This window comes from Caulobacter rhizosphaerae (assembly GCF_010977555.1).
Taxonomy (GTDB): Bacteria; Pseudomonadota; Alphaproteobacteria; order Caulobacterales; family Caulobacteraceae; genus Caulobacter; species Caulobacter rhizosphaerae.
On the sequence record NZ_CP048815.1, the window covers coordinates 4995302 to 5013250 of the forward strand.

21 protein-coding genes and 1 riboswitch are annotated in these 17949 nt (G+C 68.5%); of the genes, 11 read left to right on the plus strand and 10 right to left on the minus strand.

Annotated elements, in window-relative coordinates:
• Positions 1-123: 123 nt before the first annotated feature.
• From G3M57_RS22760 to G3M57_RS22780, 5 genes are all read left to right on the plus strand, one after another.
• Positions 124-504, plus strand: coding sequence for an AtpZ/AtpI family protein (locus G3M57_RS22760; protein WP_163233176.1), 381 nt, complete (start codon positions 124-126; stop codon positions 502-504).
• A gap of 25 nt (positions 505-529) precedes the next feature.
• Positions 530-1300 carry a F0F1 ATP synthase subunit A gene (locus G3M57_RS22765; RefSeq protein ID WP_056760908.1) on the plus strand — a complete coding sequence of 257 codons (771 nt, stop codon included), beginning with the start codon at positions 530-532 and terminating at the stop codon, positions 1298-1300.
• Between the two features lie 50 nt (positions 1301-1350).
• On the plus strand, positions 1351-1578 hold the full coding sequence (locus tag G3M57_RS22770; RefSeq protein WP_018061086.1) for a F0F1 ATP synthase subunit C: 228 nt from the start codon (positions 1351-1353) through the stop codon (positions 1576-1578).
• A gap of 106 nt (positions 1579-1684) precedes the next feature.
• Positions 1685-2221 carry a F0F1 ATP synthase subunit B family protein gene (locus G3M57_RS22775; protein WP_057185641.1) on the plus strand — a complete coding sequence of 179 codons (537 nt, stop codon included), beginning with the start codon at positions 1685-1687 and terminating at the stop codon, positions 2219-2221.
• A gap of 12 nt (positions 2222-2233) precedes the next feature.
• On the plus strand, positions 2234-2743 hold the full coding sequence (locus G3M57_RS22780; RefSeq protein ID WP_056760898.1) for a F0F1 ATP synthase subunit B: 510 nt from the start codon (positions 2234-2236) through the stop codon (positions 2741-2743).
• A 206-nt stretch (positions 2744-2949) separates the two neighbouring features.
• On the opposite strand, the gene G3M57_RS22785 is transcribed toward G3M57_RS22780, so the two are convergent.
• The 8 genes from G3M57_RS22785 to G3M57_RS22820 all read right to left on the minus strand — a co-directional run bounded on the left by G3M57_RS22785 (position 2950) and on the right by G3M57_RS22820 (position 11395).
• Entirely contained in the window at positions 2950-3393 is a 444-nt protein-coding gene (locus tag G3M57_RS22785; protein WP_057185639.1) for a hypothetical protein, read from the minus strand.
• Positions 3390-3821 carry a hypothetical protein gene (locus tag G3M57_RS22790; protein WP_056756956.1) on the minus strand — a complete coding sequence of 144 codons (432 nt, stop codon included), beginning with the start codon at positions 3819-3821 and terminating at the stop codon, positions 3390-3392. Before G3M57_RS22790 ends, G3M57_RS22785 begins: the two co-directional genes overlap by 4 nt.
• 132 nt (positions 3822-3953) lie before the next feature.
• The gene (gene gcvPB, locus G3M57_RS22795) at positions 3954-5549 is read right to left on the minus strand and encodes an aminomethyl-transferring glycine dehydrogenase subunit GcvPB (protein WP_163233177.1); all 1596 of its coding nucleotides are present in this window, start codon (positions 5547-5549) and stop codon (positions 3954-3956) included.
• Positions 5546-6892, minus strand: a complete 1347-nt coding sequence (gcvPA, locus tag G3M57_RS22800) for an aminomethyl-transferring glycine dehydrogenase subunit GcvPA (protein WP_163233178.1) — start codon at positions 6890-6892, stop codon at positions 5546-5548. The genes gcvPB and gcvPA overlap by 4 nt, the downstream gene beginning before the upstream one ends.
• A 140-nt stretch (positions 6893-7032) precedes the next feature.
• Positions 7033-7398 (minus strand): glycine cleavage system protein GcvH, encoded by a 366-nt coding sequence (gcvH, locus tag G3M57_RS22805; RefSeq protein ID WP_057185636.1) that lies wholly within the window; start codon positions 7396-7398, stop codon positions 7033-7035.
• Between the two features lie 24 nt (positions 7399-7422).
• Positions 7423-8550, minus strand: coding sequence for a glycine cleavage system aminomethyltransferase GcvT (gene gcvT / locus G3M57_RS22810; protein WP_163233179.1), 1128 nt, complete (start codon positions 8548-8550; stop codon positions 7423-7425).
• 164 nt (positions 8551-8714) lie between these two features.
• Positions 8715-8805: riboswitch (glycine riboswitch) on the minus strand.
• A 53-nt stretch (positions 8806-8858) separates the two neighbouring features.
• Positions 8859-10691, minus strand: a complete 1833-nt coding sequence (gene argS, locus G3M57_RS22815; RefSeq protein ID WP_163233180.1) for an arginine--tRNA ligase — start codon at positions 10689-10691, stop codon at positions 8859-8861.
• Entirely contained in the window at positions 10688-11395 is a 708-nt protein-coding gene (locus G3M57_RS22820; protein ID WP_163233181.1) for a Tat pathway signal sequence domain protein, read from the minus strand. The genes argS and G3M57_RS22820 overlap by 4 nt, the downstream gene beginning before the upstream one ends.
• Positions 11396-11553: 158 nt before the next feature.
• On the opposite strand from G3M57_RS22820, the gene ispH reads away from it, so the two are divergent.
• Positions 11554-12525, plus strand: coding sequence for a 4-hydroxy-3-methylbut-2-enyl diphosphate reductase (gene ispH / locus G3M57_RS22825; protein WP_056756932.1), 972 nt, complete (start codon positions 11554-11556; stop codon positions 12523-12525).
• Positions 12526-12706: 181 nt separating this feature from the next.
• Here the strand turns inward: ispH and G3M57_RS22830 are convergent, their stop codons facing one another.
• Positions 12707-12964, minus strand: coding sequence for a hypothetical protein (locus tag G3M57_RS22830; protein WP_163233182.1), 258 nt, complete (start codon positions 12962-12964; stop codon positions 12707-12709).
• A gap of 82 nt (positions 12965-13046) precedes the next feature.
• Between G3M57_RS22830 and thrB the strand changes: the two genes are divergently transcribed.
• From thrB to G3M57_RS22855, 5 genes are all read left to right on the plus strand, one after another.
• Positions 13047-14009 carry a homoserine kinase gene (gene thrB, locus G3M57_RS22835; RefSeq protein ID WP_163233183.1) on the plus strand — a complete coding sequence of 321 codons (963 nt, stop codon included), beginning with the start codon at positions 13047-13049 and terminating at the stop codon, positions 14007-14009.
• The gene (gene rnhA / locus G3M57_RS22840; protein ID WP_056756927.1) at positions 14006-14455 is read left to right on the plus strand and encodes a ribonuclease HI; all 450 of its coding nucleotides are present in this window, start codon (positions 14006-14008) and stop codon (positions 14453-14455) included. Before thrB ends, rnhA begins: the two co-directional genes overlap by 4 nt.
• Before the next feature lie 361 nt (positions 14456-14816).
• The gene (locus G3M57_RS22845) at positions 14817-15932 is read left to right on the plus strand and encodes a putative urea ABC transporter substrate-binding protein (protein WP_163233184.1); all 1116 of its coding nucleotides are present in this window, start codon (positions 14817-14819) and stop codon (positions 15930-15932) included.
• A gap of 62 nt (positions 15933-15994) precedes the next feature.
• A complete protein-coding gene (locus G3M57_RS22850) occupies positions 15995-16810 on the plus strand; it encodes an ABC transporter permease (RefSeq protein ID WP_056756922.1) in 816 nt (271 codons plus the stop codon).
• Positions 16810-17571, plus strand: a complete 762-nt coding sequence (locus G3M57_RS22855; protein ID WP_056756920.1) for an ABC transporter ATP-binding protein — start codon at positions 16810-16812, stop codon at positions 17569-17571. Before G3M57_RS22850 ends, G3M57_RS22855 begins: the two co-directional genes overlap by 1 nt.
• On the opposite strand, the gene G3M57_RS22860 is transcribed toward G3M57_RS22855, so the two are convergent.
• Entirely contained in the window at positions 17568-17888 is a 321-nt protein-coding gene (locus G3M57_RS22860) for a DUF3892 domain-containing protein (protein ID WP_056756917.1), read from the minus strand. The two genes, G3M57_RS22855 and G3M57_RS22860, sit on opposite strands and share 4 nt — an antisense overlap.
• Positions 17889-17949 lie beyond the last annotated feature (61 nt).

A 17949-nucleotide genomic window follows, 5' to 3' on the forward strand; every position in this document is an offset into this window, starting at 1 on the left:
GATAGGATACCGCCCAACCTTGACGCACCGCAGCGCGCCCTATAGGTTCCGCCGCGATCAAGCCGGCCGGAAAACCGCCTCTTTTGGGGCGGCCGCGGGCGTTATCGGACCTGACCGCTTCCCATGCCCAAGGCCGACGAACCGAACGACAAGGCCCCGCAAAGCCTCGACGCTCGGATCGCCGCTTTCGAGGCGCGGAAGGCGGCGGAAGCGCCGGGACGCGCCGAGCACGAGAAATCGTCCCAGGACGGCTATCGTCTTCTGGCGGATCTGATCGGGGGCGTCCTGGTGGGGCTCGGCTTCGGCTGGCTGCTCGACCGCTACGCCGGCACGGGGCCCTGGGGCATGGTCGGCGGTCTGCTGATCGGCATGGGGTCCTCGATCTACATCGTCGTCCGCAAGGCGACAAAACTGAGCGCGCAGGCGTCGGCCAGGTCCGCCAAGGACGTAACCGACGGAGACACGGGAGGCGGGTCTACCGCCCCCAAGCAGAAGAGAGACTAGGGCCTTGGCCACGCCGATCGACCCGATGCACCAGTTCATGATCCAGAAGATCGTGGAGCTGCCGTCCTTTACTGTCCCGGGCCTGGGCGCGATCGACCTGTCGATCACCAACTCGATCGCCGCCATGCTGTTGTCGGCGTTCCTGATCGTCACCTTCTACGCCTTCGCCGGCAAGGGCGCGGTCGTTCCGGGCCGCCTGCAGACCGTGGGCGAGATGCTCTATGGAATCGCCGACGGCCTGACGAGCTCGATCATCGGCCACGACGGCAAGAAGTACCTGCCCTTCGTCTTCACCCTGTTCGCCTTCGTGCTGTTCGCCAACCTGCAGGGCATGCTGTTCGGCTGGACCGGCAACTTCCTGGGCTTCACCTCGACCTCGCAGCTGGCCGTGACCCTGACCCTGGGCATGATGGTCATCCTGACAGTCATCGGCGTCGGCTTCGCCAAGAACGGCTTCAAGTTCTTCAAGCTGTTCGCCCCGTCGGGCGTGCCGCCGGTGCTCTACATCATCCTGGTGCCGATCGAGATCATCTCGTTCCTGATCCGCCCCGTCACCCTGGCCCTTCGTCTGTTCGGCAACATGCTGGGCGGCCACGTGGTGCTGAAGATCTTCGCGACCTTCGTGGCCATCCTGCTGGCCATGGCCCCGGCCTACTGGCTGGTGGGCCTGCTGTCGCTGACCTCCGTCGTCGCCCTGACGGCCCTAGAGTTCATGGTGGCCTTCCTTCAGGCCTTCGTGTTCGCGGTGCTCACCTGCGTCTATCTGAACGACGTCGTGCACCTCGACAGCCACTGATCAACCCTTAGTCTTCCAACCAACACACCACTTCCCAAGGAGTCTCAATCATGGACGCTTCCGCCGCTAAGTTCATCGGCGCCGGCCTGGCTATGCTCGGCATGATCGGCGCGGGCATCGGCCTGGGCATCATGTTCGGCAACTACTTCCAAGGCGCCCTGCGCAACCCGACCGCGGCCGCTCAAGAGCGTCCGATGCTGTTCCTGGGCATGGCCCTGACCGAAGCCCTGGGCATCTTCGCCCTGGTCATCGCCTTCCTGATCCTGTTCTCGAAGTAAAACCCTGGGGCGCGGTCGGTCCCGAGGATCGACGGCGCCCCGGACTCGTTCTTCGAGCCTTCTCGGCGTTCGAGAAGGCTCCAAATCTTGAGAGGCTTCTTCGCCCATGGCGACGGAACATCACGGCACGGTCGAATCGACTGAGCCCCCCCACGGGCAGGAAAGCGGCGGGCTTCCCCAGCTGCAGTTCCAGCACTGGGGCGGCCAGATCGTCTGGCTGCTGCTCATCTTCGCCGTTCTCTACGCGGTGCTGTCCAAGGCGCTCCTGCCCCGGGTCAGCGGCGCGATCGAGACCCGCGGCGCCAAGATCGCCGGCGACATCGCCGACGCCCGTCGCCTGAAGGACGAGGCCGAGGTGCAGGCCCGCGCAGCCGCGGCCGAAGTGGCCGAGGCCCGCGCCAAGGCCCAGAAGACCGCTGCGGACGCCAAGGCCAAGGCTTCGGCCGAGGCCGCCGAGCGTCAGGCCAAGGAAGAGGCCGCGCTGGCCGAAAAGCTGGCCGCCGCCGAGGGCCGCATCCAGGCCGCCCGCGACGAGGCCATGGGCCACGTCCGCACGGTGGCTTCGGAAACGGCCGGGGCCATCGTCGAGAAGCTGACGGGCAAGGCGGCTTCGGCCGCCGAGCTCGCCGCCTCGCTGGCCTAGGGAGAGACGACGATGGAACACGAAGCCCTCTTCGATCTCGCCAATCCCGAGCTGTGGGTCCTGATCGGCCTGGCCCTGTTCATCGGCCTGCTGGTCGTGCTCAAGGTCCTGCCGGGCGCGCTGTTCGGCGCGCTGGACGCCCACGCGGCCAAGATCAAGGCCGAACTCGACGAAGCCCAGCAACTGCGGGAAGAGGCCCAGGCCCTGCTCGCGGACGTGAAGGCCCAGCGGGAAGAAGCCGAGCGTCAGGCCGCCGGCATGCTGGAAGCCGCCAAGGCCGACGCCGCTCTGATCGCGTCCGAGGCCAAGGCCCGGCTCGAGGAGCAGATCACCCGCCGCGCCGAAATGGCCGAGCGCAAGATCGCCCAGGCCGAGGCCCAGGCCGCCGCCGACGTCAAGTCGGCCGCTGTCGACCTGGCCGCCCAGGCCGCCGAGCAGATCCTGGTCGCCCGTCTCGCGACCGGCGCCTCGGACGGCCTCGTCGACGCGGCGATCGCCCAGGTCGGCGCGAAGCTGCAATAGCGGTTTTCGGATCGGCAAACATCAAGGGCGCGCTCCTCGCGGGGCGCGCCCTTTTTCTTGTCCGGTGAGCGCTCCGCCCCCTATGGGGGCGGACAGGCGGCGAAGCCGCCAGGTGGGGGCAAGCGCCCGTAGGGGGTAGCGGAATGGGCGGCTGACACTTGCCCCCTCCGCGCCTTCGGCGCTCCTCCCCCAGAGGGGGAAGAACCCTAAACCGGCTGTTTCTTCAGCCAGCGGCGCTTCAGGTGCTTGCGGCCGCGCTTCAGCACCCGCCACTTGGCCTTGCGCAGGAACACCTTCTCGGACCGCAACAGCTGCTGCCAGGCCACCAGCATGATCTCGGGCTCGCGGCGCATCAGGCGGCGGATCGGGAAGATCAGCTTGGGATGGCGGCGCTGCCAGCGCAGGAAGCGCCGCTTGGCCTGGAACGAGTTGCGCAGCACGATCATCAGGCCGACGACCAGCAGCGGCAGGCCCAGGTGGCCCGGCAGCGGCGTCAGGACGACTCCGGCCAGGAGCACGAGCACGCCGAAGGCCAGCGCCGCCCAGCGGGCGACGCGGCCCGCGGTTTCCCGCAGGACGAGGGCCAGGCGGCGACGGCGGCGGTAGAGCCTCGAAGGCAGCCTGGCGAGCGTTTCAGCCGCCGAGTTCACGCGTCCTGCTTGGCGGACTGGCGCTGCAGCGATCGGCGCTTGAACGACTGGCGCCAGCGCTTGGCCACGCGCCAGCGGCGCGGGACGATCAGCCGTTCCATGCGCAGCACCTGCTGCCAGGCCACCGGAAACACCTCCGGCTCGCGGCGCAGCAGGCGGCGCAGCGGGAACAGCAGCTTGGGATGGGCGTGCTGGAAGCGGACGAACTGCTTGCGCGCCCGGAACGAGTTGCGCAGCACCAGCATCAGGCCGGCCACGGTCAGCGGCACGCCCAGCGGGCCGGGCAGCGGCGCGATCAGGAACCCGGCCACCACCAGGATCAGGCCCAGGGTGACCAGTACGACGCGGGAAATCCGCCCGAGAAGCTCGCGGGCGAGTTCATCGGCGGCGGAGAAGCGCACGGGCGGCATGGCGAGAGCGAGGTTCATGGCAGGACGAAACGGTTCCGTGGTCCGTTTGATCCCGGCGGGGGCCGGCCTCCTCGGCTCACTGAGACCGATATGAGAACGGCCCGCCCTTCCGTAAAGGCGCCCTTTTGTCGCTTTCGCCGACTGTGGCGTCTATTCCGCAGCCAGTGGCGCGGCGGCCACAGGTTTCCACCTCAGACGGGGCTTCCGGGCGGCCTGGGTCTCGTCCAGGCGCTTGAGCGGCGCGTGATAGGGAGCCCCCTTGAACCGGTCGACATCGCCGCCCCCATTCTTGATCTTGGCGACAGCCCCGGCCAGGGCGCGGAGCGCCGTGACGAAGCGGTCTAGTTCCTGCTTGCTCTCGGTCTCGGTCGGCTCGATCAGCATCGCCCCGTGCACCACCAGCGGGAAGTACATGGTCATCGGGTGGAAGCCCTCGTCGATCATCGCCTTGGCGAAGTCGAGCGTGGTCACCCCCGTCCCTTCCAGCCAGGCGTCGTCGAACAGCGCCTCGTGCATGCACGGGCCGTTCGGGAAGGCCGGGCTCATCAGGTCGCCGAGGCGGGCCTTGATGTAGTTGGCGTTGAGGACGGCGTCCTCGGCCACCTGGCGCAGGCCGTCGGCCCCATGGCTGAGCATGTAGGCGTAGGCGCGCACGAACATGCCCATCTGGCCGTGGAAGGCGCTCATCCGGCCGAACGCCTGGGCGGCGGGTCCCTCGGCTTCCTCGACCAGCTTGAAGCCGAACTCGCGGCTGACCACCCAGGGCGTCGGCGCGAACGGGGCCAGGGCCGCCGACAGCACCACCGGCCCAGCGCCCGGACCGCCGCCGCCGTGCGGGGTGGAGAAGGTCTTGTGCAGGTTGATGTGCATGGCGTCGACGCCCAGGTCGCCCGGGCGCACCCGGCCGACGATGGCGTTGAAGTTGGCGCCGTCGCAATAGAAGTACGCGCCGGCCGCGTGGGTCAGGCGGGCGATCTCGACCACGTCGCGCTCGAATAGGCCGCAGGTGTTGGGGTTGGTGACCATGATGGCGGCCACGTGGTCGCCCAGCTTGGCTTCCAGGTCGGCCAGGTCGACCCGGCCGTCGTCGGTCTGGGCGATCTCGACGACCGTGTAGCCGCAGAAGGCCGCCGTGGCCGGATTGGTGCCGTGGGCGCTGGTCGGGGCCAGCACGGTCTTGCGGTGGCCCTGTCCGTTGGCCTCGTGGGCGGCGCGGATGGCCAGCAGGCCGCACAGCTCGCCGTGGGCCCCGGCCTTCGGGCTCAAGGCCACGGCCGGCATGCCCGTCAGGGTCTTCAGCCAGTGCGCCAGGCGGTCCATCAGCTCGATCGCGCCCTGCACCGTCGACTGCGGCTGCAGCGGGTGGATATCGGAGAAGCCCGGGAGGCGCGCCATCTTCTCGTTCAGGCGCGGGTTGTGCTTCATCGTGCACGAGCCCAGCGGATAGAGCGCCAGGTCGATGGCGTGGTTCTTCTGGCTCAGGCGCACATAGTGGCGCACGGCTTCGGGCTCCGACAGGCCCGGCAGGCCGATCGGAGCCTTGCGGACCAGGTCGCCCAGGTCGTCGGCCGCAGGCGCGTCGGGCAGGTCGACGCCGGTCTTGTCCCAGGCGTTCAGTTCGAAGATCAGCGCCTCGTCCTGCAGCAAGCCGCGGGCCCCGGTCAGGGTCGGGTGGACGTAGTCGTTGACGTCAGCGCCTTGGGGGGCTTCGGGACGGGTGGGCCGTCCGACGGTGTTCATGCTCATTGGTCCAGCACCTTGGTCAGGGCCTTGGCGAAGAAGGCGATGTCGCTGTCGGGCGTCGTCTCGGTGGCGGCGACCAGCAGGACGTCGTCGAGGCCGGCGGTCGGGTCGAGGCGCGAGAACGGCACGCCGGCGATGACGCCGTTGGCGGCGAGGGTCTCGACCAGTTCGGCGGCGTTGGCCGGCACCTTGATCGCGAACTCGTTGAAGAAGCGCGGCGTCAGGACCTCGACGCCGGGCACGGCGGCCAGGGCGTCGCGCAGCTTCACCGCCTTCTGGTGATTGACCAGGGCCAGCCGGCGCAGGCCCTTCTCGCCCAGCAGGCTCATGTGGATGCTGAAGGCCAGGGCGCACAGGCCGCTGTTGGTGCAGATGTTCGACGTGGCCTTGTCACGACGGATGTGCTGCTCGCGGGTCGACAGGGTCAGGACGAAGCCGCGGCGGCCGTCGGCGTCGACGGTCTCGCCGCACAGCCGGCCCGGGGCCTGGCGGACGTATTTTTCCTTGCAGGCGAACAGGCCGACATAGGGGCCGCCGAAGTTCAGGCCATTGCCGATCGACTGGCCCTCGGCCACGACGATGTCGGCGCCCATCTCGCCGGGCGACTTCAGCAGGCCATACGAGACCGCCTCGGTGGTGACCACGATCAGCAGGGCGCCGGCGGCCTGGGCGGCGGCGGCGATCCTGGTCACGTCGGTGGCCGTGCCGAACACGTTGGGGGTCTGGACGACCACGCAGGCGGTGTCGGCGTCGATGGCGGCGATCACCGCGTCCTCGGCGTCGATGGCCGGCGCCAGTCGATCGGTGGCGACGCCGGCCGCGTGGGCCAGGGTCTCGACCGTGCCGACATAGTGCGGGTGCACGCCGCCCGACAGCACCGCCTTGCTGCGGCGCGTGACCCGCGTGGCCATCATCACCGCTTCGGCCGTGGCGGTGGAGCCGTCATAGAGCGAGGCGTTGGCCACCTCCATGCCGGTCAGGGCCGCGACCTGGGTCTGGAACTCGAACAGCACCTGCAGCGTGCCCTGGGCGATCTCGGGCTGGTAGGGCGTGTAGCTGGTCAGGAATTCCGAGCGCTGGATGATGTGGTCGACGCTGGCCGGCACATGGTGGCGATAGGCCCCCGCCCCCACGAAGAACGGGCCCTCCGACGCCGAGCGGTTGCGACGCGACAAGGCCAGCATCTCGCGCTCCACCTCCAACTCGCCGGCGTGGAGCGGCAGGTCGACCACGCCCGTGCGGCGGGCGACGGCGGGCACGTCGACGAACAGGTCGTCGATCGACTCCGCGCCGATGACGCCGAGCATGTCGGCGCGATCCTGAGGTGTGAGGGGGAGGTAGCGCATAAGGCGGTGGCTTTCTTGGACCGCCCTCGTCCTTCGAGGCCGCTTCGCGGCGCCTCAGGATGAGGACTACTGAGATCGCATTCGAACCTCATCCTGAGGCGCCCGCGCAGCGGGCCTCGAAGGACGAGGTTCGTGGCAGGCTAAAGGGTCGAGAGGAACGCTTCGTACGCGTCGCGGTCCATCAGGGCGTCGACCTCGGCGGGGTTCGAGAGCTTGATCTTGGCGAACCAGCCGCCGGTTTCCGGCAGGGCGTTGACGGTCTCGGGGCTGTCGGAAAGCTCGGCGTTGGCCTCGACCACCTCGCCCGACACCGGGGCGTAGACGTCGGAGGCGGCCTTGACGCTCTCGACCACCGCCAGGGCTTCGCCCTGCTTGACGGTCTTGCCGACGTCCGGGGTCTCGACGAACACCACGTCGCCCAACTGTTCGGCGGCATAGGCGGTGATGCCGACCGTGGCGATGTCGCCGGCGACTTCGACCCACTCGTGGTCCTTGGTGAACTTCATGGTCTGGGCCCTTTGTGTCTGGAGCTAGATCTTGCGCACGTAGCGGGTCGGGACGAACGGCGAGGCCACGACCTCGGCCGCCTGCGGCTTGCCTCGGACGATGACTTTCAGCGTCGAACCGACCACCGCCAGGGCGGGGGGGACGAAGCCGATGGCGATGGCGCCGCCGAAGCTGGGCCCGAAGCCGCCGCTGGTGACCTTGCCGACGACGTTACCCGCCTCATCGGCGATCTCGGCGCCTTCGCGGGCCGGGGCGCCTTCCAGCACCTTGAGGTTCACGCGCACGCGCTTGAGATCGCCGGCCAGTTCCTTGAGGATCCGGTCCGCGCCCGGGAAGTCGGCGGCCTCGCGGCGGCTCTTGCCGACGGCGAACGGCATGCCGGCCTCGATCGGCGAGACCGTCTCGTCCATGTCGTGACCGTACAGCGGCAGGCCGGCCTCCAGGCGCAGGCTGTCGCGGGCGCCCAGGCCTATGGCCTTGACCCGCTCGTCGGCCAGCAGGGTGTTCCAGATCCGCTCGGCCTCACCGGCCGGTACGGAAATCTCGTAGCCGTCCTCGCCGGTATAGCCCGAGCGCGAGATGATGGCGTCGGTCCCGAAGGCGGTCAGGGCGGCGGTGTCCATGAACACCATGTTCGCCGCTTCCGGCACGTGGGCGGCCAGGACGGCGGCGGCCTCGGGGCCCTGCAGGGCCAGCAGCGCGCGGTCCTCCAGGCGCTCCACAGTCGCCTCGCCCTCCAGCGCCTTGGCGATGATGGCGTAATCGTTGTCCTTGCAGGCGCCGTTGACGACGATGAACAGGCCGTCGTCGTCGGGGCGGGCGGTCATCAGGTCGTCGATCACCCCGCCCTGGTCGTTCAGCAGCACGGCGTAGCGCTGCTTGCCGGGCTTGAGGCCCTCATAGTCGGCCGAGACCAGCTTCTCGAAGCTCTTGGCCGGGTTCTCGCCGCGCAGCCGGGCCTGGCCCATGTGCGAGACGTCAAACAAGCCCGCATGCTCGCGGGTCCACAGATGCTCCTTCAGCACCCCGTCCTTGTACTGCACCGGCATGTGGTAGCCGGCGAACGGCACCATGCGCGCGCCGGCCGCGACATGCGCGTCGTACAGCGGGGTCTTCTTGAGGTCTTGCTCGGACACGCTTTGGCTGGACAATGAGGGCTCCAATCGGGGTCGGCGACGCCGCCCGGCTTTCGCCAGGTGGTCTCGCCCCCGCTGTCCCTTTGACCTGAGAGATTCCGGCCCATGGCCGCTCGAAAGCGACAGGGCCTTGCTCCTTCGGCGGGCAACCGTTGCCGATTGCCTCTTTCCAGCGTTCCTAAACCCGCGCGGTCCTTTTGCCTGAGCGTTTCCGGGGCGGTTGCGCCTTCGGCCTCGGGACAGAATCCCGATGTCTCCCGCGAGGGTCGAGGCGTGTTTGGGCGACGGCGCTTTCGGAGTCAACCGAAGAGCGCCGTCGCGCCCTACATCCGCTCCGGCGCTTCGATGCCCAGCAGGTTCAGCGCCAGTTCCAGCTGCTTCAGCGTCGTCTCGGCCAAGGCCAGGCGCGAGGCCCGGACGAACGGCTCGTCGGCGCTCAGGATCGGGCAGGCGGCGTAGAACTTTGAGAAGGTCTGGGCCAGCTTGTAGGCGTGCTCGGCGATGAAGTTGGGGGCCTTCTTGTCGTAGGCGTCCGACAGCGCGCCCTCGAACGCGTCCAGCAGCAGGGTCAGGTCGCGCTCGGCCGGCTCGCCGACCACGATCGGGCCCGAGACGACCTTCTGCTCGGTCGCCTTGCGCAGGATGCTCTTGATGCGCACCGACTGGTACAGCAGGTAGGGCCCAGTCTTGCCCTCGAAGCTGGTGAAGCGGTCGAGATCGAAGACGTAGGACGTGCCGCGGAAATTCTGCAGGTCGGCGAACTTCAGGGCCGCGATCCCCACCTTGTGGGCGATGTCCTCGAAGAGCTCGGGCGTAAGATCGGCGCCGAGGCCGGCCTCGCGCAGGCGTTCGCGGGCCTTCTCGCGCGCCATCTCGATCAGGTCGTGCAGCTTCAGAACCCCGCCGGCGCGGGTCTTGAACGGCTTGCCGTCGGCCCCGTTCATGGTGCCGAAGCCGATGTGCTCCAACCCGCCCGGCTCGGCGTAACCGGCCAGGTAGGCGGCGCGGAACACCTGCTCGAAGTGGTCGGCCTGGCGCTGGTCGACGCAATAGAGGACCAGATGCGGATCGAACGACCGGCGACGGTCCAGGATCGTGGCCAGATCGGTCGTGCCGTACATGGCCGAGCCTTCCGACGACACCACCAGCAGCGGGTCGGGGCTCTCGACCTCGACCACCGAACCGTCGGGCAGCTTCTTCTTCTTGGTCTCGCCCGGACGGGCGACGCGGACGATCCGGGCGCCCTGGTCGTCGACCAGCAGGCCCTTGGCCTCCAGCTCGGCGATCATCCCCGGGATTAGGTCGTTGGCGTCGCTCTCGCCCTTCCACAGGTCGAAATCGACGCCCAACGCATGGAATTCGCGCTCCAGCGCCACGCGGCTGACCTCGACGAAGCGGGTCCAGATCGCGCGATAGGCCGCAGCGCCGCCCTGCAGCAGAGCCGTGGCCCGGCGAGCGCGGTCGCGGAACGCGTCATCGGTCTTGGCCTGGGCGGCGGCCAGCGGATAGGCGCGGTCCAGATCCTCAAGGCCCAGGTCGCGCAATTGCAGATGGACCTGAGCGCTCGCTTCATCGCCGACGAACTGGCCCGTGGCTTCGGAGACCCAACCGTCGAACAGGCCGCGCTCATCGCCGACCGAGACGATCAGCAGGCCCATCTGGAAGCCCCAGTCGCCGAAGTGGGCGTCGCCCAGCACCTGGTCGCCGCGGAAGCGGTACAGGCGCTTGATCGACTCGCCGATGATCGAGGCGCGCAGGTGGCCCACGTGCATCGGCTTGGCGACGTTGGGGCCGGCGTAGTCGACCAGCACCCGGCGCGGCGCGGGCAGAGGCTCGGCCCCGGCGCGCGTGTCGGCGGCGATCTCGCGGGCCCGGACCGACAGGGCCTCGTCGCTGACGCGCATGTTGATGAAGCCGGCCCCGGCGATCTCGACCGAGGCCAGGCGCGGGTCGGTCTTCAGGACCTCGACGACCTGCTCGGCGATCTCGCGCGGATTGCGCTTGGCGCTCTTGGCGGCCGCCAGGGCCCCGTTGCATTGGAAGTCGGCCAGGTCGGGCCGGTCGGACGCGGTGACGCGACCGAAGTCGGGAGACAGTCCGGCGGCCTGGAAGGCGGCCGCGGCCGCCTCGCTCAGGGACCGCTTCAAATCACTCATGGCTTGGCGACGTTTCCAGGTTGGGTCTGGGCTTGCTGGGTCTGGCCGGCGTTGACGCGGAAGCGCTTGCCGTCACGGTTGAAGGCGGCCATTTCCGGGGTCACGTCGAAGCCGATCAGGACCTCGAAATTGCCGCCGCTGACCTTTTCGTCGGCGCGCGGGATGGTGATGGTCTTCAGGGTCTCGGTGGCGTAGACGCGGTCCTGGCCGTCGCGGAAGTTCACCGGCAGGTCGAAATATTCCTTGGCCAGGACGTCCTTGTTGCGCTCGGTCACCGCGACCCAATAGCGATAGGTCTTCTGGCCGCCCGTCGCCTGCGGGCCGCGGCCCAGCTCGAACAGGATCTGGACCTGCATCTTGATCGGGTCGTTGCTCTTGTAGGCGCAGCCGGAGGACAGGCCCTGGATCTCGCCGGTATAGGCGGTCTGGGCGGCGGACTCCTTGCCGTCCTTGAACTCGACATAGCGGCTGGCGTCGTACAGCACCTTCACATAGGGGCACGGGCCGGCGTTGCGCAGTTGGGCCAGCGGAGCCTTGGGCTGGTTCCATTCATCATCGCGCTTCTTCTTCTTGGCGACCTGATCGTCGCCGCCGCCCTGGTCTTGGCCGCCCCGGCCGCCCGCTTGGGCGTGGGCGGTCGCCGCCGTGGCGGCGATCGAGAGAGCCATAAGGGCGCTGAGGGCGACGGAGAGAGTGCGGCGCATGAAACGTCCGGTTCGAGATTGCAAAGCTTGAGCGGGAATTCCCGCCAGCGTCATGGAGCCTGATAAAGGCATATGCGTGACGTCGCAATGCGCAGCAGATTTCACGCAGTTGCGGCCGGATGCTGGCGCGGATGGCCCGGAACCCTTAGGTTCGGCCCATGAACGCCCATTCGCCCATCCCCTCCCCCGGCCGCCGCGAGCTCCGCGTGGTCATGGCCAGCCCGCGCGGCTTCTGCGCCGGCGTCGACCGGGCGATCCAGATCGTCGAGCGGACGATCGAGAAGTTCGGCGCGCCGGTCTATGTGCGTCACGAGATCGTCCACAACCGCCATGTGGTCGACCGCCTGAAGGCGATGGGCGCGGTGTTCATCGAGGAGCTGCACGAGGCCCCGGCCGACCGCCCCGTGGTGTTCTCGGCCCACGGCGTGCCCAAGTCGGTGCCGGCCGAGGCCAGGTCGCGCGAGATGGTCTATCTGGACGCCACCTGCCCGCTGGTCTCCAAGGTCCATGTCGAGGCCCAGAAGCACTATGACGCCGGCCGCGAGATCGTGTTGATCGGCCATGCCGGCCATCCCGAGGTCGTCGGCACCATGGGACAGCTGCCCGAGGGCGTGGTCACCCTGATCGAGGACATCGACGACGCCCGCGCCTGGGTCCCCCGCGACCCGGCCAACGTGGCCTTCCTGACCCAGACCACCCTGTCGGTCGACGACACGGCCGCGATGGTCGACCTGCTCAAGCAGCGCTTCCCGGGCATCGCCGCCCCGCACAAGGAAGACATCTGCTACGCCACCACCAACCGCCAGGAGGCGGTGAAGTCGCTGGCCGAGGCCTCCGAGCTGGTGCTGGTGGTCGGCTCGCGGAACTCGTCCAACTCGGTGCGGCTGATGGAGGTCGCCAAGCGGGCCGGGGCCGCGGAGGCCCAACTGATCGAGGACGCGCGCGGCATCGACTGGTCGTGGTTCGAGGGCGTGACCACGGTCGGCCTCACCGCCGGGGCCTCCGCGCCGGAAGACCTGGTCCAGGGCGTGATCGACGCCATCGCCACCCGCTACGACGTGACCGTCGACGAACTGGTCGAGGCGCGCGAGACGGTGACCTTCAAGCTGCCGCGGCTGCTGACGACTTGAAGCGATGACGCCCATTGCCCGTCATCCTCGGACTTGTTCCGGGGACCCCTGCCTCAGCTTCGCTGAAGCCGCCGGATGCTCGCGGCGCTAACGTTGCTCGGCTCACGAATGACAGCCCTGCGGAACAAGAGATCCTCGGAACAAGTCCGAGGATGACGGGCGTTGGAGTCGGGAGGTCAGGTCAATTGGTCGGATTGGCCAGAGCGCTGAATGTCTCGCCATACTCATCCATGATCTCGGCGCCGAGCTCGACCTGGCGGATGACTTCCAGATCGGCGGCGCTGTCCGGCTTCGCAAGCGCTTCGAAGGTGTTTCTGTAGCGGGCCATAAAGGCTTCTCCGCGCGCGAACCGTTCATCCGCAAGCGTCTCAGTCGACGGCGCGGGCTCACCCTGCCCCGTCGAGACCGCAGGCTTGTCGCCGTCTGGTTCACCCGTCATGGATCGTCTCCTTCCAAAGCCATTCTAGCACAAAACCGACGACGCTCTTGACCGCCAGCGCCCCGTCCCGCATCCCCGCGCCATGGCCGTCTATACCGACATCACCGACGACGAACTCGCCGCCTTCCTCTCCGACTACGACCTGGGACAGGCCGTGGCGTTCAAGGGCATCGCCGAGGGGGTGGAGAATTCCAACTTCCTGCTGGAGACCGAGAGCGGCCGGTTCATCCTCACCGTCTACGAGCGGCGCGCCAAACCCGAGGACCTGCCCTATTTCCTCGACCTGCTGACCTGGCTGGCCGATCGCGGCTATCCCAGCGCCAAGCCGATCGCCGACCGCGCGGGCGCGACCCTGAAGACCATCCGCGGCAAGCCCGCCGCCCTGGTCGAGTTCCTGCCCGGCCTGTCGGCCCGCCGCCCGACCGTCGCTCACTGCCGCGAGGCCGGCGAGGGCCTGGCCTGGCTGCACCTGGCCGGCGAGGGCTATCCGGCCCGCCGCGCCAACGACCTGGGCCAGCCGCACTGGGCGCCGCTGTTCGCCAAGCACCGCAAGGCCGCCGACGGCCTCAAGCCGGGCCTCTCCGCCACCATCGACAAGGACCTGGCCGAGCTGGCCCTGTCGTGGCCGCGCGGCCTGCCCACGGGCGTGATCCACGCCGACTACTTCCCCGACAACGTGTTCTTCAAGCCGGACGGCAAGTTCGCCGCGGCCATCGACTTCTACTTCGCCTGCGACGACGCTTACGCCTACGACATCGCCGTGACCCTGAACGCCTGGTGCTTCGAGGCCGACGGCAGCTTCAACATCACCGCCGCCCGGGCGCTGGTGGCCGGCTATGAGCGCCGCCGACCGCTGAGCCCCACCGAGCGCGACGCCATTCCGATCCTGGCGCGCGGCGCGGCCATGCGCTTCTTCCTGACCCGCCTAGCCGACTGGGGCGCCACCCCGGCCGGGGCCCTGGTCAAGCCGAAGGACCCGCTGGAGTACGAGCGCAAGCTGGCCGTGCACCGCGAGGGCCTCAGCCTGTTCGGGACCGGCGCGTGACCCCGAAACTGGTGATCTATACCGACGGCGCCTGTCGCGGGAATCCCGGCCCTGGCGGCTGGGGCGCCCTGTTGATGTACGGCGACAAGAAGAAGGAAATCATGGGCGGCGAGTTGGCGACCACCAACAACCGCATGGAGCTGATGGCGGCCATCCAGGCCCTGGAAGCCCTGAACAAACCCACCAAGGCCGAACTGCATACCGACAGCCAGTACGTGATGAAGGGCGTCACCCAGTGGATCCATGGCTGGAAGGCCAAGGGCTGGAAGACCGCCGACAAGAGCCCCGTCAAGAACGTCGACCTGTGGCAGCGTCTCGACGCCGCCCGGGCGCGCCACGAGGTCGACTGGCGCTGGGTCAAGGGCCACGCCGGACACGTGCACAACGAACGCGCGGACGAACTGGCGCGCCTGGGCATGCTGAAGGCCCTGGGCGAGCATCGCTGAAGGCAGGACGTCCTTTCAGCCCGGCGGCCGCTCAGGTGATCCAGTAGCGACCGCCCCGCGCCGTGAGGCCTTCACGCAGGAAAGACCAGATATTCGCCATCGATCTGGACAGCATCCTTGCGCCCTCACATGTCTGGCTCGAACGGTGGCGAGGCTGGCGGCGTCGGCAAACCCGGCTGGCGACCCAAGACGGGACGCACGTCCAAACGGCGCGTGATGCGGCGCCTCCGGGCGGGATTGGCCTGCTTTTTCGGCAGAAAGGCCGCGATGGAACCGCCGCCGTAGCCGGCCGTCGGTATTACGATTGCGACAACTCGTAATATGGAAAACGCTCTCTTCAAGCCAATCGAGGGAGCCGCCGATGAGTGTCCTGTTCACCCGCAAGCGTTTCGTGGCGGCCTTGGCCGTGTCCTGTCTGGCGCTGGCGTCGTGCGGGCCCAAGGCCGCCAGCGACAAGGCCGCGCCTGCCGCCTCGGGCGCCGCTGCGGCCAAGAGCGAGTACAAGATCGGCTGGACGATCTACGCCGGCTGGATGCCGTGGGCCTACGCCCAGCAATCGGGCATCGTCAAGAAATGGGCCGACAAGTACGGCGTCAAGATCGAGCTGGTGCAGATCAACGACTACGTCGAGTCGCTGAACCAGTACTCGGCCGGCAAGCTGGACGGCGTCACCGCCACCAACATGGACGCCCTGACCGTGCCCGCCGCCGCCGGCAAGGACACGACGGTGGTGATGATCGGCGACTACTCCGACGGCAACGACGGCGTGGTGCTGAAGAACGGGACCAGCCTGGCCGAGCTCAAGGGGCGCCCGGTCAATCTCGTCGAGCTGTCGGTGTCGCACTACCTGCTGGCCCGCGCGCTCGAGAAGGCCGGCCTGAAGATGAGCGACGTCAAGACGGTCAACACCTCCGACGCCGACATCGTCGCCGCCTTCGGGGCGGCCGACACCAAGGCCCTGGTCACCTGGAACCCGCAGCTTTCCGAGGTGAAGAAGATGCCCGGCGCGACCGAGGTCTTTGACAGCTCGAAGATCCCCGGCGAGATCCTGGACGGCCTGATGGTCAGCACCGAGGCGCTGAAGGCCAACCCGAACCTGGGCAAGGCCCTGACCGGCATCTGGTACGAGACCATGGCCCTGACCGTGGCCCAGACGCCGGAAGGCAAGGCCGCGCGTGAACAGATGGCCAAGCTGTCGGGGGCGGATCTCGCCAGCTTCGAGGGGCAGCTGAAGACCACCCACCTCTATGCGGAGCCGAAGGCGGCCTTGGCGGCCACGGTCAGCCCGGATCTGGTCACCGCCAACGATCGCGTACGCAAGTTCAGCTTCAGCATGGGCCTGTTCGGCCAGGGCGCGAAGTCGGTGGACGACATCGGCATCAGCTTCCCGGGCGGCAAGACCCTGGGCGATCCGAACAACATCAAGCTGCGCTTCGATCCCAGCTACGTGCAGCAAGCGGTCGACGGTAAGCTCTAGCCAACACGGCGCGTCTCCGCTCCCGGCGGGGACGCGCGTCCTTCACCTTACGGTCAGCGATCATGCGCCTGTTGAACGTCAGACCCCGGGGCGGACTCGCGGTCCTGCTTGGGGCCCTGCCGCTGCTGGCGGCGGCGCTGCTCTATCTGATGGCCTCGCAGGCCCGTCACGCCGACAACCCGCGCGACAAGCTGCTGCCGACGCCGACCGCCATGGTCGAGGCCGTGCAGCTGATGGCCCGGGTCGATCCGCTGACCGGCCACGCGCCGCTGGTGGTCGACACCCTGGCCAGCCTGGAACGCATCGGCCTGGCCCTGCTGATCGCCACGGCGCTGAGCCTGATCCTGGGACTGGGCCTTGGCCTGCTGCCGCTGCTGCGCGCCAAATTCGGACCCCTGGTGGCGGCGATCGCCGTCATTCCGCCGATCGCGGTCCTGCCGGTCCTGTTCATCGTCTTCGGCCTGGGCGAGACCGCCAAGATCGCCCTGATCGTCATCGGGGTGACGCCGGTGATGGTCCGCGACCTGGCGGCCCACGTGGGTTCCATCCCCGAGGAACAGCTGGTCAAGGCCCAGACCCTGGGCTCCAGCACCTGGCAGTTGACCCTGCGCGTGGCGCTGCCCCAGGCCATGCCGCGCCTGATCGACTCCCTGCGGCTGTCGCTATGTCCGGCCTGGGTCTACCTGATCTCGGCCGAGGCGATCGCCGCCGACGTCGGTCTGGGCTACCGCATCTTCCTGGTCCGCCGGTACCTGTCGATGGACATCATCCTGCCCTACGTCGTCTGGATCTCGATCCTGGCGGTGGCGATGGACGTGACGCTGAGGCTGATCGCCCGCCGGGCCTATCCCTGGGCCTATCCGGAGAGGGCGCGCTGATGGGCCTGCTGACCTTCCGCAACGTGTGGGTGGAGTACGGCGACAAGGTCGTGCTCGAGCGGGTCGACCTGTCGATCGCCCCGGGCAGCTTCGTCTCGATCGTCGGGCCATCCGGCGCGGGCAAGAGCACGTTCCTGCGGCTGATCATCGGCCAGGAGGCTCCGACCCGCGGGGCGATCGACCTCGACGGCGAGAAGCTGCGGGCCGAGCCGGGACCCGACCGCGGGGTGGTCTTCCAGAAGTACTCGGTGTTCCCGCATCTGTCGGCGCGCGACAATGTCGTCTTCGGCCTGGACTGCGCCGGTTCGCCGCTCCTGGGCAGGCTGACGGGCGCGCGTCGCCGCAAGGCGCTGGAGGAGGCCGACGCGATGTTGGCCGCCGTGGGCCTGGCCGACAGCGGCGACCTCTATCCGGCCAAGATGTCGGGCGGCATGCAGCAGCGGCTGGCCATCGCCCAGGCCCTGATCAAGAAGCCCCGCATCCTGCTGCTGGACGAGCCGTTCGGGGCCCTGGATCCGGGCGTCCGCCTGGACATGCACGAGCTGATCACCGGCCTTTGGCGCGACAACGGCCTGACGATCATGATGGTGACGCACGACATCAAGGAGGCCTTCAAGCTGGGCACCCGCGTGCTGGCCTTCGACAAGCGCCGCCGCGACCCGCACGCCCCGCATCGCTACGGCGCCACGGTCGTCTACGACTTCCCGCTGGACAAGCCTGGAGCGGTCGGGCCGGAGGCGCTGGCGGGGCTGGGCGGCTAGGCGACCAGAGCGCTGGCCGCCAGTTGCGCCTCGAACGCAGGATTGGCTGGAAGCTTCAGGAGTTCGTGGGGCTCGTTGCGGTCGTTGGCCGTCTTCAGATAGCGCGCGCCGGTGCGGCTGGTCAGGGCCTCGACCTTCACCTCGACGCCGTCGCGCAGCACGAAGAACCGACGCTGGCCCGCGTCGGCCAGCTTGACCGCCTGGCGGATCGTCAGCGACCAGGGCTCCGGCGTATCGCCGCCGACATGGGAAATCCGCTCGTAGGTGGTGTGGCGTCCGTTCTGGGCGATCCAGGTGATTTCGGCGTGTCGGGTCATCGTAGTTTCCGGGTCCGGGCAGGCGCGCGCCGAGACCCGGCCAGGCGACTGTCGCGTGGTC

Excerpts from the sequence above, each read along its gene's own strand:
- G3M57_RS22760 (WP_163233176.1), top strand. The coding sequence starts at position 124 with ATGCCCAAGGCCGACGAACCGAACGACAAGGCCCCGCAAAGCCTCGAC.
- G3M57_RS22765 (WP_056760908.1), top strand. The coding sequence starts at position 530 with ATGCACCAGTTCATGATCCAGAAGATCGTGGAGCTGCCGTCCTTTACT.
- G3M57_RS22770 (WP_018061086.1), top strand. The coding sequence starts at position 1,351 with ATGGACGCTTCCGCCGCTAAGTTCATCGGCGCCGGCCTGGCTATGCTC.
- G3M57_RS22775 (WP_057185641.1), top strand. The coding sequence starts at position 1,685 with ATGGCGACGGAACATCACGGCACGGTCGAATCGACTGAGCCCCCCCAC.
- G3M57_RS22780 (WP_056760898.1), top strand. The coding sequence starts at position 2,234 with ATGGAACACGAAGCCCTCTTCGATCTCGCCAATCCCGAGCTGTGGGTC.
- G3M57_RS22790 (WP_056756956.1), bottom strand. The coding sequence starts at position 3,821 with ATGAACCTCGCTCTCGCCATGCCGCCCGTGCGCTTCTCCGCCGCCGAT.
- gcvPB (WP_163233177.1), bottom strand. The coding sequence starts at position 5,549 with ATGAGCATGAACACCGTCGGACGGCCCACCCGTCCCGAAGCCCCCCAA.
- gcvPA (WP_163233178.1), bottom strand. The coding sequence starts at position 6,892 with ATGCGCTACCTCCCCCTCACACCTCAGGATCGCGCCGACATGCTCGGC.
- gcvH (WP_057185636.1), bottom strand. The coding sequence starts at position 7,398 with ATGAAGTTCACCAAGGACCACGAGTGGGTCGAAGTCGCCGGCGACATC.
- argS (WP_163233180.1), bottom strand. The coding sequence starts at position 10,691 with ATGAGTGATTTGAAGCGGTCCCTGAGCGAGGCGGCCGCGGCCGCCTTC.
- G3M57_RS22820 (WP_163233181.1), bottom strand. The coding sequence starts at position 11,395 with ATGCGCCGCACTCTCTCCGTCGCCCTCAGCGCCCTTATGGCTCTCTCG.
- ispH (WP_056756932.1), top strand. The coding sequence starts at position 11,554 with ATGAACGCCCATTCGCCCATCCCCTCCCCCGGCCGCCGCGAGCTCCGC.
- G3M57_RS22830 (WP_163233182.1), bottom strand. The coding sequence starts at position 12,964 with ATGACGGGTGAACCAGACGGCGACAAGCCTGCGGTCTCGACGGGGCAG.
- thrB (WP_163233183.1), top strand. The coding sequence starts at position 13,047 with ATGGCCGTCTATACCGACATCACCGACGACGAACTCGCCGCCTTCCTC.
- G3M57_RS22845 (WP_163233184.1), top strand. The coding sequence starts at position 14,817 with ATGAGTGTCCTGTTCACCCGCAAGCGTTTCGTGGCGGCCTTGGCCGTG.
- G3M57_RS22850 (WP_056756922.1), top strand. The coding sequence starts at position 15,995 with ATGCGCCTGTTGAACGTCAGACCCCGGGGCGGACTCGCGGTCCTGCTT.
- G3M57_RS22855 (WP_056756920.1), top strand. The coding sequence starts at position 16,810 with ATGGGCCTGCTGACCTTCCGCAACGTGTGGGTGGAGTACGGCGACAAG.
- G3M57_RS22860 (WP_056756917.1), bottom strand. The coding sequence starts at position 17,888 with ATGACCCGACACGCCGAAATCACCTGGATCGCCCAGAACGGACGCCAC.